Consider the following 13,011-nt stretch of genomic DNA (forward strand, 5'->3'; position numbering starts at 1 on the left):
ACCCGCGGCGCTCGTTGCTGAATCAGCCCTGCAGTCGCGACAGCAGCGTATCGCGATCGACGTTCTCGGCTTCCTCGGCGCGGCGCGCGCGATATTCGAACGTGCCCGCCGCCAGGCCGCGTTCCGACACCACCACGCGGTGCGGGATACCGATCAGCTCGATGTCGGCGAACATCGCGCCCGGACGCAGGCCGCGATCATCGAGTACGGCTTCGATGCCGATGGCCTGCAGGTCCGCGAGCAGCTGTTCGGCGGCGGCCGTCACCGCGGCATCGTTCTTCGGGTTGATCATGCACACCGCCACCGCCCAGGGTGCCATCGGCACGGGCCAGATGATGCCGTTGGCGTCGTGGCTCTGCTCGATCGCCGCGGCGACGATGCGCGACACGCCGATGCCGTAGCAGCCCATCGCCGGTGCGGAGGCCTTGCCGGTCTCGTCCAGCACGGTGAACTTCATGGCTTCGCTGTACTTGCGGCCGAGCTGGAACACGTGGCCGACTTCGATGCCGCGCACCAGGCGGATCTCGCCGCCGTCGGCCGCCTTGTCGCCTTCCACCACGTTGCGGAGGTCGGCCACCGTCTCGGCTTCGGGCAGGTCGCGGCCCCAGTTGACGCCGGCGATGTGGAAGCCCGGTTCGTTGGCGCCGACGACGAAGTCCGCCATCGCCGCCACGTCACGGTCGGCAATCACGCGGATCGCCTGCTTCGCGCCGATGGGGCCCAGGAAGCCCGGCTCACTGCCGAGGTGGGCGAGGATTTCCGCTTCCGTCGCCAGACGGTAGTCGGCCATGCCGGCGACCTTGCGCAGCTTGATCTCGTTGACCGCGTGATCGCCGCGCACGAGCGCCAGCACGAAACCTCCGTCGGTCATCACGGCGATCGACTTCACCGTGCGCTGCAGCGGGATGCTGAGTAGGGCGGCGACGTCCTCGCAGGTCTTCTGCGTGGGCGTGGCGACCTTGTTCATCGCCTCGGTGGCCGCGCCGCGCGGGCCGGGCTCGGCGGCCTGCGCCTTCTCGACGTTGGCGGCGTAGTCCGAGCCGGTGGAGAAGGCGATGGAGTCCTCACCGGAATCGGCCAGCACATGGAACTCCTGCGAAGCATCGCCGCCGATGGCGCCGCTGTCGGCCTGCACGGCACGGAAGTCGAGGCCCAGGCGCGTGAAGATGCGCGTGTACGCCGCATGCATGTTGCGGTACTCGCGACCCAGATCCTCGTCAGTGATGTGGAAGGAGTAGGCGTCCTTCATCACGAACTCGCGCGCGCGCATCACGCCGAAGCGCGGGCGGATCTCGTCGCGGAACTTGGTCTGGATCTGGTAGAAATTGACCGGCAACTGCTTGTAGCTGGAGAGCTCCTGGCGCGCGAAGTCGGTGACGGCTTCTTCGGCGGTGGGGCTGTAGCAGAACTGCTGTTCCTTGCGGTCGGTGATCTTCAGCAACTGGCCACCGAACTTTTCCCAGCGGCCGGTTTCGTCCCACAGCTCGCGCGGCTGGATGGTCGGCATGATCATTTCGATCGCACCGGCGTTGTCCATTTCCTCGCGCACCACCGTTTCCACCTTGCGCAGCACGCGCAGGCCCAGCGGCGACCAGGTGTACAGGCCGGCGGCCAGCTTGCGGATCATGCCGGCGCGCAGCATCAGCTGGTGACTGACCAGTTCGGCGTCGGCGGGGGTTTCCTTGGTGGTACGGAGGTGGAACTGCGACAGGCGCATCGGCAGGGGGATCCGGGAGGGACGAATCGCCTATTTTGCCAGCCTTGGCCGCACGCGGGGCGGCGGGGGGTCGATCGGCGGGTCAATCGGCGTCGGTCGCCGCGGCATCACCGCTCACGCGGATACCGGGTGGTGCATCGCGGTCGATGCGCTCGTAGCGGCGGTCCTTCGGGGGCTGCTCGGTGATCTGCAGGACGCCGGCGTCGTCACGCCAACGATAGAGCGAGGGGCGCGCGTCGCGCGCCTGAGCGGCGGCGGCCTGGTCGGCACGTGCCTGCTTTTGTGTGGTGGCGTCAGGCGATTCGCGGGCCAGCCACCAGGCTGCACCCACGCCCAGCGCGATCCCTGTGGCAATCGCCAGCCAGGCGCGCATCGCGGGCGATCAGCTGCCGGCGGAGGTGCAGTACGCCTTCACTGCGGCTTCGGCCAGGTTGCGCTGGTTCTCGCGGCCGGTGTCGTCCAGGACGGTGTCCGGCTTGCCATCGCCGTCGGTGTCCTGCTGGATGGGACCCTTGGTGGCACCGAGGATCTGCAGGTTGGCCCGGGCGCTTGTGCACTGCGCATTCTCGACCGGCTTGCCAGCCGGCTGGGTCGCGTCCGCGGCAGGGGCGCCGTACTGGTTGATGCGGCGGTTCTGTACGGTCTGGTTGGGCGGCGGGCTGTCGGAATAGTGGGTGACGCCGTTCTTGTCCTTCCACTGGTAGACCTGCTGGGCCTGGACGGTGGAGGCGGTCGCCAGGCAGAGCGCCAGCACGGACAGGCAGGACAGGAGGCGCATGGGAAGCTCCGGATCGCGGGAGCCCCGATTGCAGCACCCCCGGGGCGCGCAGGCAAGCCGGCCGGCGGACCGCTGGGCTAAACTGCGACCCATGAACGAAATCAAGCCGCCCCCGCGCTCTCGCGGGATCTACCTGTTGCCCAACCTCTTCACCACGGCCGGCCTGTTCGCGGGGTTCTTCGCGATCATCGCGGCGGCCAACGGCCAGTTCGTCAACGCCGCCATCGCGGTGTTCGTGGCGGGCCTGATGGATGGCATCGACGGCCGCGTGGCGCGGCTCACCGGTACCAGCAGCGAGTTCGGCGTGCAGTACGACTCGCTGGCGGACCTGGTGAGCTTCGGCCTGGCCCCGTCGCTGGTGATGTACCACTGGTCGCTGTCGGCGCTGAAGTTCGACGGCGGCGTGATGGGACGGGTCGGCTGGGTGGTGGCATTCCTGTACGCCGCGTGCGCGGCGCTGCGCCTGGCCCGCTTCAACACCCAGGTGGGCACGGTGGACAAGCGCTGGTTCGTCGGCCTGGCCAGTCCGGCGGCGGCAGGGCTGATGATGTCCTTCGTGTGGGCGTTCGCCGATGGCGAGCTCGGCTGGACCGGCGAGGAACTGCGCTATGTGGCGCTGGCGGTGACGCTGGTTGCCGCATTGCTGATGGTCAGCCGCATCCGCTTCTGGAGCTTCAAGGGCACGGGCGAAGGCGGCGCGAAGGCGGACCGCATTCCGTTCGTGGTGCTGGCGCTGGTGCCGCTGGCGCTGGCGATCCTCTTCATCGACCTGCCGCGTACGCTGTTCGCCGTGGGCGTGGTGTACGCGCTGTCGGGACCGGGATATTGGCTGTGGCAGCGCGCGCGCCGGCAGAAGGACGCGGCCGCATGACGCTGGCGGCGGACCGTCTGTGGTCGGCCGAGCAACAGGGCTGGCTGCGCGCGCTCGGCCACCCCGTGTACCTGCCGGCCGACTGGCCGACCGAGAGCGGCGCCCCCGCAGTGGCGGAAGCGCCGGCCGCGCGCGCCGAGACGCCTGAGCCGGTCGTCGCCACGCCGCGTGCACGTCCGCCTAGCCGCGACGCGATCGACGCGCCGACGCCTGTGCGGCAGCCGTCCGCCCCGAGGAGCGGAGGCGCGAAGCTGCCGGACCGCCTGCATTTCGCGCTGATCCGCGCGTCGGGCTGCAATCCCAATGCGCCCGGGGCCGCCGACCTGTTCGCGCAATGGCCCAGTTCGGCCGAGCTGCGCGGCAACGCCGCCGCCAAGCGCGCGTTGTGGCCCACCCTGCGGCGGCTGCGTCGAGGCGCGCCGTCGTGAGCGCACTGGGTGTCGAAGCGTCGCCGGCATCCTCAACCAGCCTGCGGCCGATGCGCGAGGGCGACCTCGACGCCGTAATGGCCATCGAACAGCGCGCCTATCCATTCCCGTGGACGCGCGGCATCTTCAAGGACTGCCTGAAAGCCGGTTACCCGTCGTGGGTGATGACCGAGCACGGACTGGTGATCGGCTATGGCCTGCTGAGCATCGCCGCCGACGAGGCGCATGTACTGAATATCTGCATCGCGCCCGAGCGGCAGGGGCGTGGGCTGGGCCGTCATCTGCTGCGCGCGCTGGTGAAGATCGCGCGCGACCACCGCGTGCAGCGCGTGTTCCTGGAAGTGCGCCCGTCGAATCCGGGCGCGATCCTGCTGTACCACAGTGAAGGCTTCAACGAGATCGGCCGCCGTCCGCGCTACTACCCGGCGAAGGACGGTCGCGAGGACGCGCTGGTGATGGCGATCGAACTGGTCGCCGACGACATCACCACGATGCCGCCGTTGTAGGGCGGGCTCAAGCCCGCCATCACGGTCTTCAAAGCCAACGCCGTACGCGCGCTTGGTACGCCGCATAGGTCGATCCGAACCGCGCGAAAAGCGCACGCTCTTCCGGCACGATCTGGTATCGCGTGACATACGCGATGTAGGTCGCCATGCCGACGAGGGCCGCCGGATGTTGCAGCCAGCATGCCCATGCGAGCAGCAATAGCGCGTGCCCGAGGTACATCGGGTTGCGCGAAAAGCCATGCAAGCCCGTCGTCACCAGTGCGCGCGACGATGTCGGACGTAGCGGATTCACCGTAGTGCCAGCGCGACCAAAGACGAGCTTCGGCAGCAGGTTGAGCAGCAAGCCGGCCACGACCGAAACCACGACCAGCGCCGTTCGCAGGGCTGGCGGCAGGGCAATCGATGCCACGGGCCACGGCTGCACCAGCCCCCAGGCGACGGCACCACACAGCACCATCACTACCGGGGGTGGGACGCGGGTTTCCAGTCGATTCAGAGCTTCGCGCGCTGGCCGTGCAGGGCGGCGAGCTGGTTGCTCCAGTCCACCAGGCGCTGGCGCTCCTGTTCGACCACCGCCGGCGGCACCTTGTCGGTGAACTTGGCCAGCTTGGCTTCGCTCTTGTCCTTCTCACCGGCCACGCGCGCGATCTCCTTGTCCAGGCGCGCGCGTTCGGCATCCAGGTCGACCAGGCCTTCCAGCGGCACCAGCAGCTTGAGCTCGCCGACCACGGCGGCCGCGGAAGCGGGCGCATCGGCGCCTGCGTCCAGCCACGCGATGTCGTCCAGCTTCAGCAGAAACGACAGCGACGGCGCGAAGCGCGCGATGCGGGCGCGGTCGTTGTCGTGGCCGTCCTGCAGCAGCAGGCGGATCGTCTTGCCCGGCGAGACGTTGAGCTCGCTGCGCACGCGACGCAGCGTGGACACCATCGTCTTCAGCCACTCCACATCGGCATCGGCCTGCGCATAGTCCTGGCCGGCGAAGTCGTCGGCGACCGGGTAGGGCCGCAGCGAGACCGTGCCGCCGTCGATACTCAGCTTCGGCGCGACCTGCTGCCACAGCTCCTCGGTGACGAACGGGGTCAACGGGTGCAGCAGGCGCAGCAGCGACTCCAGCACGTACAGCAGGGTATGACGCGTGCTGTCGGCGGCTTCCTTGTCGTCGCCGTTGAGCGCGGGCTTGGCCAGTTCGACGAACCAGTCGCAGAACTCGTTCCAGGCGAACTCGTACAGCGCCTGCGACAGCAGGTCGAAGCGGTAGCTCGCGAACTGCGTGCCGGCCTCGGTGGTGACCTTGGCCAGGCGCGACAGGATCCACTTCTCGGCATCGGTCTTCGGCTGCGGCGCACCCGTGGCGGTGAAGCCATCGGTGTTCATCAGCACGAAGCGGGTGGCGTTCCACAGCTTGTTGCAGAAGTTCTTGTAGCCCTCGGCGCGGCCCATGTCGAACTTGATGTCGCGGCCGTGCGTCGCCAGCGCGGCGATGGTGAAGCGCAGTGCGTCGGCACCGTGCGGCACGATGCCGTCGGGGAATTCCTTGCGCGTGGCTTTCTCGATCTTCTCGGCCATCTTCGGCTGCATCAGGCCGCCGGTGCGCTTGGCCACCAGGTCTTCCAGCGAGATGCCGTCGATGATGTCGAGCGGGTCCAGCACGTTGCCCTTCGACTTGGACATCTTCTGGCCGTCCTTGTCGCGGATCAGGCCGGTCATGTAGACGTCGCGGAACGGCACCTTGCCGACGAAACTGTCGGTGGCCATCACCATGCGCGCCACCCAGAAGAAGATGATGTCGAAGCCGGTGACCAGCACCGACGACGGCAGATAGCGGTCGAAGCCGCGCGCGGCCATCGCCGCCTCGTTCGGCCAGCCCATCGTGCTGAACGGCCACAGCTGCGAGGAGAACCAGGTTTCCAGCACGTCGCTGTCCTGCGTCAGCGCGACATCGGCGGACAGGCCGGCGTTGGCGCGCGCTTCGGCTTCGTCGCGGCCGACGTAGCAGGTGCCGTCGGCATCGAACCACGCCGGGATGCGGTGGCCCCACCAGAGCTGGCGGCTGATGCACCAGTCCTGGATGTTTTCCATCCAGTGGCGGTAGGTGTTGATCCAGTTCGGCGGGACGAACTTCACTTCGCCCGACTCGACCAACTCCAAGGCGCGCTTGGCCAGCGCATCCATCTTCACGAACCACTGGTCGGTCAGGTAGGGCTCGATCACCTGGTTGGTACGGTCGCCGCGCGGCACCTGCAACTTGTGCGGCTTGGTCTCGACCAGCAGGCCGAGGTCCTCGAGATCGGCCAGCACGACCTTGCGCGCTTCGTAGCGGTCCAGGCCCTGGTACTTCTCCGGCGCGTTCTCGTTGATCGCCGCGGTGGGCGTCAGCAGGTTGATCAGCGGCAGGTCGTGGCGCAGGCCCACCTGGTAGTCGTTGAAGTCGTGCGCGGGCGTCACCTTGACCACGCCGGTGCCGAACTCGCGGTCGACGTAGTCGTCGGCGATCACCGGGATCTCGCGATCGGTCAGCGGCAGCTTCACCGTCTTGCCGATCAGGTGCGCGTAGCGCTCGTCCTCCGGGTGCACCATCACGGCGGTGTCGCCGAGCATGGTTTCCGGACGCGTCGTCGCGACGACCAGCGTTCCGCTGCCATCGGCGAGCGGATACTCGATCGACCACAGGAAGCCGTCTTCCTCGACGTTCTCCACCTCCAGGTCGGAGATCGCGGTCTTCAGCACCGGGTCCCAGTTGACCAGGCGCTGGCCGCGGTAGATCAGACCCTGCTGGTGCCAGCGCACGAAGGCCTCGATGACGGCCTTCGACGCGTCGTCGTCCATCGTGAAGGTGCTGCGCGACCAGTCGCCGGACGTGCCCATGCGGCGCATCTGCCGTTCGATGGTATCGCCGGACTGCGCCTTCCACTCCCACACCTTGGCGATGAAGCCGTCACGGCCCAGCGAATCACGCGTCTCGCCCTTGCCTTCCTGCGCCAGGTTGCGGCTTACCACCATCTCGGTGGCGATGCCGGCGTGGTCGGTGCCCATCTGCCACAGCGTGTCGTAGCCACGCATGCGGTGATAACGCACCAGCGCGTCCATCAGCGTGTGCTGGAACGCGTGGCCCATGTGCAGCGTGCCGGTGACGTTCGGTGGCGGCAGCAGCACGGTGTAGGGCTGGCCCGTGCCGCTGGGCGTGAAGTAGCCGGCGGCTTCCCACTGCGCGTACAGGCGGGATTCGAAGGATTTCGGGTCGTAGCTGGAGGCGAGGTCGGTCATCTTGTTCGTCGTTCCCGCGAAGGCGGGAATCCAGTGTCTTGGAGTGCCATTGATTGAGGTGCTGCAGTGCTGAACGTCGCTGGGTTCCCGCCTTCGCGGGAATGACGATTCACTACATGTCGTGCTTGTTCACTTCGAAGCCGCGCGCCTTGTACTGCTTCCAGCGCTCGCGCAGCGGCTCGCGTGCGGACGGATCCGCCGGCACGACCTCCAGCACGCGTTCGCAGGCGCCGGTGAAGGCGTCGTCGCGCAGGTTGATCACCAGCGCGCGCGCCGGCACATCGATATCCGGCGTGGCGATCAGCACGGGCGTCAGCTCGTCCTCTTCGTCGCCGGCGATCTGGTGCGGGATGTAGGCGTCCGGATCGAACTCCCACAGCAGCTCGTCCAGTTCCTCCGCCTGCGCGGCATCGCGCGCCAGCACCAGCGTCCACTGGTTGCTGTCGTACGCCTTGCGCGCCAGCTCGCAGACCAGCTTGAGCGGTTCTTCGAGGAAGCGCGGCTTGGCGATCAGGTAGAAATCGGCTCGGGCCATGGCGTCGGGCACGCGTCGCCGGTCAGGCGACGCGGTCCAGCAGCCACTGGCTCAGCAGGCCGACCGGGCGACCGGTGGCCATGCCGCGCTTGCCTTCGTCGTTGGCGACGCCGGCGATGTCGAGGTGCGCCCAGCGCTGGCCCTCGGTGAAGCGGGCCAGGAAGCAGCCCGCCGTGATCGCACCGGCCCAGCGACCGCCGATGTTGTAGACGTCGGCGAAGCTGGATTCCAGCTGCGTCTGGTACTCGTCCCACAGCGGCAGGCGCCATGCGCGGTCGAACACGGTTTCGCCCGCGCCCAGCAGTTCGTTGCTGAGGTCGTCGTGCTTGCTCATCAGGCCGCTGGCGTAGCGGCCGAGCGCGACGATGCAGGCGCCGGTCAGCGTCGCCACGTCGACCAGCGCGGCCGGCTTGAAGCGCTCGGCGTAGGTCAGCGCGTCGCACAGGATCAGGCGACCCTCGGCGTCGGTGTTGCCCACCTCGATCGTCTTGCCGGACATGCTGGTGATCACGTCGGACGGACGATAGGCATTGCCGTCGATGGCGTTTTCCACCGCCGGCACGATCACCACCAGGTTCAGCGGCAGCTTCATCTTCACGGCCGCCACGAAGGTGCCGATGACGCTGCCGGCGCCCAGCATGTCGTACTTCATTTCCTCGACACCGCCCTGCGTCTTCAGGTTCACGCCGCCGGTGTCGAAGGTGATGCCCTTGCCGACCAGCACGTACGGCTTGGCCTCGGCATCGCTCGCGCCATTCCACTTCAGCACGATCAGGTGCGGGCGGTTGGCCGAACCGCGGGCGACGGCCAACAGCGAGCCCATGCCCAGCGCTTCCATCTGCGCCTCGTCGAGGATCTCGGCTTCGGCGCCGTTTTCAGCGGCGTACTTCTGTGCTTCCTCGACCAGATAGGCCGGGTTGCAGATGTTCGGCGGCAGGTTGCCCAGCTCGCGGGTGACCTGCACGCCGGCGGCGATCGCGATGCCCTGCGCCAACGCCTGGTCGTCGTCACCGCTGATGGCGAACTGGGTCAGGCCCGGGTCGTCGTTCTTCTTCTTGCCCAGCGTGGCCGTGTAGCGGTAGCAGGCATGATCGGCGGCGATCACGGCCTGGCGGATCTTCCATGCCGCGTCGCGGTCCTTGACCGCGACCTCGGACAGGGTGAACAGCGTGCTGCGGACTGGGCCGAGCTTGAGCGTGCGTGCGGCGTCGCCCACGGCCTTCAGGTACTGGGCCACGCCGAACTTGGCGGTCTCGCCCAGGCCCACGACCAGCACGCGCGGCGCGGTCACGCCGGGCAGGTCGTGCAGCAGGGTGGTCTTGCCGGTCTTGCCGCCGATGTCGCCGCGCTGGATCAGTGCGGACAGCTTGCCGCCACTGGCTGCATCCACGGCCTGGCCGGCCGCGGTCAGGCTCTTGTCGGCGTAGGCGCCTACCACGACGCAGTCGACGCTGGCCTGGGCGGGGGCTTCGTGGTTCAGGGTGAATTCCAGCGTCATTGATCAGATTCCCGGTTCAGTTACGTACAATCGCAGGCCGGATGAAGGTGGCTGACGCCATCCCGGACCGCAGAGACCGCCGCCGCAGGCGCGGCGCACAAGCCCGAGATTGTAAATCAAGCCCTCCTGATGCCGAAGCTGGACCGCTACCTCTTCCGGGAATTCACCCAGAGCTTCCTGGCCACCCTGATCGTCCTGCTGATGGTCAGCGTGGGCGGCGTGATGGCGGACCTGCTGGGCGACGTGGCCGACGGCAAGGTGCCGGCCCGCCTGCTGCTGTCCCAGCTGGGCCTGCAGTTCCTCAACTACATGCCCTACATCATCCCGCTGGCGCTGATGCTGGGCCTGCTGCTGGCGTTCTCGCGCCTGTACCGGGACTCGGAAATGGCGGTCCTGACCGCGGCGGGCATCGGGCCGCGCCGGCTGATGCGCCCGCTGATGATGCTGGTGGTGCCGGTGGTGATCGTGGTGGGCCTGTGCTCGCTGTGGCTGGGCCCGTGGGCGCTGCGCACCGCGCAGAACATGCTGGAACACGCCAACCGCAGCCTGGTGGTGTCCGGGCTGGATGCCGGCAAGTTCACCGTGCTTTCCAGCGGTGCGGTGGTCTATGTGAGTGCGCTGTCGCCGGATGGCACCGGCCTGAGCAAGGTGTTCATGCATCGCGCCAATGAAGGCCGCATCGACGTGGTGACGGCCAAATCCGGGCAGATGTTCTTCGAGGGCGAGCGCAACCGCTACCTGCGACTGGACGACGGTTTCCGCGTCGAAGGTCCCGATGGCGCCGGCCTGGATTACCGCCTGATCCGCTACAAGTCCAACGAAGTCGCGCTGCCCGACCGCGCCGACACCCTGGACAAGGACGACCCCGAATTGCTGCCGACGCCGCAGTTGCTGTCCGACCCGCGTCCGGACGCGAATGCGCAGGTCCATGCGCGTTTGACGCCGCCCTTGCTGGCCCTGGCGTTCGCCCTGCTGACCCTGCCGCTGTCGCGCAGTTCTCCGCGCCAGACCCGCTACGGGCGGGTGATGCTGGGTTTCCTGGCCTACCTGGTCGGCATCAGCCTGATGTTCAACGGCACCCAGTTGCTGGCCGACGGCAAGCTGCCGGGGGTAGCCGGTTTGTGGTGGCTGACCCTGCCACTGCTGGCGGCGGGCCTGTGGTTCTACCTGCGTGACGGCCGGCTGTCGCGGCCGCGGAGGCGCGCATGAGGCTGTTGCCGCGCCTGCATGACACCTACGTGGGCCAGGTGGTCCTGGTCACCGTGCTGCTCACCTGGGCGGTCCTGGTGGGGCTGGACGTGGTGATGGCGCTGTCCGGCGAGATCGGCGACCTGGGCACCGGCAACTACACCTTCGGCCATGCCGTCGCGTGGGTGCTGTACACCGTGCCGCGTCGGGCCTACACGATGTTTCCCACCGCGGCCGTGATCGGCTCGCTGATGGGCCTGGGCCAACTGGCCGCCAGCTCGGAACTGACCGCACTGCGCGCGCTGGGCTTGTCGCGCCTGCGCCTGAGTATCTCGGTTGCCGCCGCGCTGGCGATCCTGACCGCGCTGATGGTGTTCAGCGGCGAGACGCTGGGCCCCTGGGGCCAGCGCCAGGCCGACGTGCTGAAGATGAGCGCGCGGACCGGCAACGTCGCCATGGACCGTTACTCCGGTCTGTGGGCGCGCGAGGGCAACACGTTCCTGTACGCGCAGAGCGGTGAAGAGAAGGACCAGGGCGGCGGCAAGGTCGCGCTGCAACTGCGCGACGTGCGCATGTACGAACTGGCAGAAGACGGCCGCCTTGCATCGATCGCCCACGCCGCCATCGCCGAGCACCTGGAAGGCCATTGGGTGCTGAAGAACGTGCGCCGCACCACCTTCAAGGAGCGCTCTGCGGTGCAGACGACGGTGCTGGGCGAACGCTGGGAATCGGAACTGGACGCATCGGTCCTGTCGTCGAGCCTGGTGCGCGCGCGCAACATGCCCAGTCGCGAATTGAGCCAGAACATCGACTACCGCAAGCGCAATGGCCTGGACGCGCGCGATTACGAAGACCAGTACTGGGCGCGCTGGTTCTATCCGCTCAACGTGCTGGCCCTGTGCCTGGCCGCCATCCCGTTCGCCTTCGGCAGCCTGCGCAGCGGTGGCATGGGCAAGCGGCTGTTCCTCGGTATCGTGTTCGCCGTCGGCTTCTGGGTGCTGCAGACCATGTTTGTGCGGCTGGCCGGTGCCTTCCGGCTGGATTACCGCATCGCCTACGCGATCCCGCCGTTCGCCCTGCTGGGCATTTCCTGGCTGATGTTCCGCCGAAGAAGCCGCTGACGCACCGGTCAGCGGGTGGGTGTGGCCCGGTGCGGGCCGTGCCCGGGCAGCATCGAGGCTTTCATCGCCCTTCCCCGTAGCGTTCAAGACGCTGCTCCAGCGTGCCTGTGTGCAGCTCGAACAGGTGATTGTCGAAATCGTAGAAGTACAGCGACAGGCCTTCGCCCTGCACGCGCTCGCGCGGCGGACGGATCTCGACGCCAAGCGCTTCGAGTCTGGCCCGGTAAAGGGGCAGGTCCGCCTCGCTTACCGCAAAGGCGACGTGCTGGTACGAACGTTCGGCAGGCGGTTCGCCTTGCATGGCCGCCAACCAGGTGTCGCCAAGGAGAAAGAATTTCTCGCGTGACAGCGAGAAGTTGCGCTGTGCGCTGTCGTACACCTCACGCGCGCCCAGGCCCTCGCACAGCAACATGGCCATGCGATCGAGATCGCGGACGATGAAGGTGAGGTGGCTGATCCCTTTCATCGCCGTCCGCGTAGCGTCAGCGCGGACGCTTCGGCAGCCGCACCAGGCGCGTGCCGCTGAAACGGTCGTGGAAGGCCAGTCGGTCGCGGTCCAGCCACGCCCACCAGAAGCCCAGGCCTGCGGCGAGCATCGACAACGTCGCCAGCGCATAGCGGCGCCACAGCGCGGCCAGCGTCGGTGCACTGCCGTCCGGGTTGGTCACCTTCAGTCGCCACGGCCGCATGCCCAGGGTCTGTCCGCCGCGCAGCCAGCTGAAGGTGGCGTATAGCCCGGCAACGCCCCAGCAGCAGCTCCACAGCAGCCACCACATCAGGCTGAAGGGTTCGATGTTATGGCGGACGTTGTCGCTGATCACCACGTCGACGAGGACGAACGGAATGGCTACGGCCAGCCACATCGCCAGCACCGGCCACACGTCGTAGAGCAGCGCGAGCAGGCGCCAACCGATCAGAGCGCGGGGTTTTTCGGCAGGGGAGGCGTGTTCCGTCATCGCAACAGGATACCGGCTAACCCCGCACAACCTCCCTTGGTGGTGTGGGAGCGACGTCGGTCGCGATGGCCGAACCGACGGCGGCTTCTTTCACGACTGAGGTCGGTCCCACAAGAAGCCGGTGCACCCAAGCCGCGGGTGCATCGCCT

At 67.8% G+C, this 13,011-nt stretch carries 14 protein-coding genes; 5 read left to right on the plus strand and 9 right to left on the minus strand.

Annotated features, from left to right (window positions below):
• Positions 1-22: 22 nt before the first annotated feature.
• The 3 genes from IB225_RS10205 to IB225_RS10215 form a co-directional block, all read right to left on the minus strand.
• On the minus strand, positions 23-1,717 hold the full coding sequence (locus IB225_RS10205) for a proline--tRNA ligase (protein WP_192311146.1): 1,695 nt from the start codon (positions 1,715-1,717) through the stop codon (positions 23-25).
• An 82-nt stretch (positions 1,718-1,799) separates the two neighbouring features.
• On the minus strand, positions 1,800-2,090 hold the full coding sequence (locus IB225_RS10210; RefSeq protein WP_192311147.1) for a DUF4124 domain-containing protein: 291 nt from the start codon (positions 2,088-2,090) through the stop codon (positions 1,800-1,802).
• Positions 2,091-2,099: 9 nt separating this feature from the next.
• Positions 2,100-2,495 (minus strand): DUF4124 domain-containing protein, encoded by a 396-nt coding sequence (locus IB225_RS10215; protein ID WP_192311148.1) that lies wholly within the window; start codon positions 2,493-2,495, stop codon positions 2,100-2,102.
• Between the two features lie 91 nt (positions 2,496-2,586).
• Between IB225_RS10215 and pssA the strand changes: the two genes are divergently transcribed.
• From pssA to rimI, 3 genes are read left to right on the plus strand one after another with little or no spacing between them, the layout of a single operon-like run.
• Positions 2,587-3,366 (plus strand): CDP-diacylglycerol--serine O-phosphatidyltransferase, encoded by a 780-nt coding sequence (gene pssA, locus IB225_RS10220; protein WP_192311149.1) that lies wholly within the window; start codon positions 2,587-2,589, stop codon positions 3,364-3,366.
• Positions 3,363-3,794, plus strand: a complete 432-nt coding sequence (locus IB225_RS10225) for an alanine acetyltransferase (RefSeq protein WP_192311862.1) — start codon at positions 3,363-3,365, stop codon at positions 3,792-3,794. Before pssA ends, IB225_RS10225 begins: the two co-directional genes overlap by 4 nt.
• 50 nt (positions 3,795-3,844) lie before the next feature.
• Positions 3,845-4,300, plus strand: a complete 456-nt coding sequence (rimI, locus tag IB225_RS10230) for a ribosomal protein S18-alanine N-acetyltransferase (protein ID WP_225583793.1) — start codon at positions 3,845-3,847, stop codon at positions 4,298-4,300.
• A 28-nt stretch (positions 4,301-4,328) separates the two neighbouring features.
• Here the strand turns inward: rimI and IB225_RS10235 are convergent, their stop codons facing one another.
• From IB225_RS10235 to IB225_RS10250, 4 genes are all read right to left on the minus strand, one after another.
• Positions 4,329-4,709 carry an isoprenylcysteine carboxylmethyltransferase family protein gene (locus tag IB225_RS10235; protein ID WP_345776608.1) on the minus strand — a complete coding sequence of 127 codons (381 nt, stop codon included), beginning with the start codon at positions 4,707-4,709 and terminating at the stop codon, positions 4,329-4,331.
• 83 nt (positions 4,710-4,792) lie between these two features.
• The gene (locus IB225_RS10240) at positions 4,793-7,564 is read right to left on the minus strand and encodes a valine--tRNA ligase (RefSeq protein ID WP_192311152.1); all 2,772 of its coding nucleotides are present in this window, start codon (positions 7,562-7,564) and stop codon (positions 4,793-4,795) included.
• 112 nt (positions 7,565-7,676) lie between these two features.
• Positions 7,677-8,099, minus strand: coding sequence for a DNA polymerase III subunit chi (locus tag IB225_RS10245; protein ID WP_192311153.1), 423 nt, complete (start codon positions 8,097-8,099; stop codon positions 7,677-7,679).
• A gap of 22 nt (positions 8,100-8,121) precedes the next feature.
• Positions 8,122-9,597, minus strand: a complete 1,476-nt coding sequence (locus IB225_RS10250; RefSeq protein ID WP_192311154.1) for a leucyl aminopeptidase — start codon at positions 9,595-9,597, stop codon at positions 8,122-8,124.
• Between the two features lie 129 nt (positions 9,598-9,726).
• Between IB225_RS10250 and lptF the strand changes: the two genes are divergently transcribed.
• Positions 9,727-10,806, plus strand: a complete 1,080-nt coding sequence (gene lptF, locus IB225_RS10255; protein ID WP_192311155.1) for an LPS export ABC transporter permease LptF — start codon at positions 9,727-9,729, stop codon at positions 10,804-10,806.
• Entirely contained in the window at positions 10,803-11,906 is a 1,104-nt protein-coding gene (gene lptG, locus IB225_RS10260; RefSeq protein WP_192311156.1) for an LPS export ABC transporter permease LptG, read from the plus strand. Before lptF ends, lptG begins: the two co-directional genes overlap by 4 nt.
• Before the next feature lie 61 nt (positions 11,907-11,967).
• On the opposite strand, the gene fosX is transcribed toward lptG, so the two are convergent.
• Complete coding sequence (gene fosX, locus IB225_RS10265) at positions 11,968-12,372, minus strand: FosX/FosE/FosI family fosfomycin resistance hydrolase (protein WP_192311157.1); 405 nt, start codon at positions 12,370-12,372, stop codon at positions 11,968-11,970.
• A gap of 16 nt (positions 12,373-12,388) precedes the next feature.
• Entirely contained in the window at positions 12,389-12,862 is a 474-nt protein-coding gene (locus IB225_RS10270; protein ID WP_192311158.1) for an RDD family protein, read from the minus strand.
• Between the last annotated feature and the right edge of the window lie 149 nt (positions 12,863-13,011).

This window comes from Pseudoxanthomonas sp. PXM02 (assembly GCF_014851805.1).
Lineage (GTDB): Bacteria > Pseudomonadota > Gammaproteobacteria > Xanthomonadales > Xanthomonadaceae > Pseudoxanthomonas_A.

What these genes read in the sequence shown, in the direction of transcription:
- IB225_RS10205 (WP_192311146.1), bottom strand. Translation starts at nt 1,717, where the DNA reads ATGCGCCTGTCGCAGTTCCACCTCCGTACCACCAAGGAAACCCCCGCC.
- IB225_RS10210 (WP_192311147.1), bottom strand. Translation starts at nt 2,090, where the DNA reads ATGCGCGCCTGGCTGGCGATTGCCACAGGGATCGCGCTGGGCGTGGGT.
- IB225_RS10215 (WP_192311148.1), bottom strand. Translation starts at nt 2,495, where the DNA reads ATGCGCCTCCTGTCCTGCCTGTCCGTGCTGGCGCTCTGCCTGGCGACC.
- pssA (WP_192311149.1), top strand. Translation starts at nt 2,587, where the DNA reads ATGAACGAAATCAAGCCGCCCCCGCGCTCTCGCGGGATCTACCTGTTG.
- IB225_RS10225 (WP_192311862.1), top strand. Translation starts at nt 3,363, where the DNA reads ATGACGCTGGCGGCGGACCGTCTGTGGTCGGCCGAGCAACAGGGCTGG.
- rimI (WP_225583793.1), top strand. Translation starts at nt 3,845, where the DNA reads ATGCGCGAGGGCGACCTCGACGCCGTAATGGCCATCGAACAGCGCGCC.
- IB225_RS10240 (WP_192311152.1), bottom strand. Translation starts at nt 7,564, where the DNA reads ATGACCGACCTCGCCTCCAGCTACGACCCGAAATCCTTCGAATCCCGC.
- IB225_RS10245 (WP_192311153.1), bottom strand. Translation starts at nt 8,099, where the DNA reads ATGGCCCGAGCCGATTTCTACCTGATCGCCAAGCCGCGCTTCCTCGAA.
- IB225_RS10250 (WP_192311154.1), bottom strand. Translation starts at nt 9,597, where the DNA reads ATGACGCTGGAATTCACCCTGAACCACGAAGCCCCCGCCCAGGCCAGC.
- lptF (WP_192311155.1), top strand. Translation starts at nt 9,727, where the DNA reads ATGCCGAAGCTGGACCGCTACCTCTTCCGGGAATTCACCCAGAGCTTC.
- lptG (WP_192311156.1), top strand. Translation starts at nt 10,803, where the DNA reads ATGAGGCTGTTGCCGCGCCTGCATGACACCTACGTGGGCCAGGTGGTC.
- fosX (WP_192311157.1), bottom strand. Translation starts at nt 12,372, where the DNA reads ATGAAAGGGATCAGCCACCTCACCTTCATCGTCCGCGATCTCGATCGC.
- IB225_RS10270 (WP_192311158.1), bottom strand. Translation starts at nt 12,862, where the DNA reads ATGACGGAACACGCCTCCCCTGCCGAAAAACCCCGCGCTCTGATCGGT.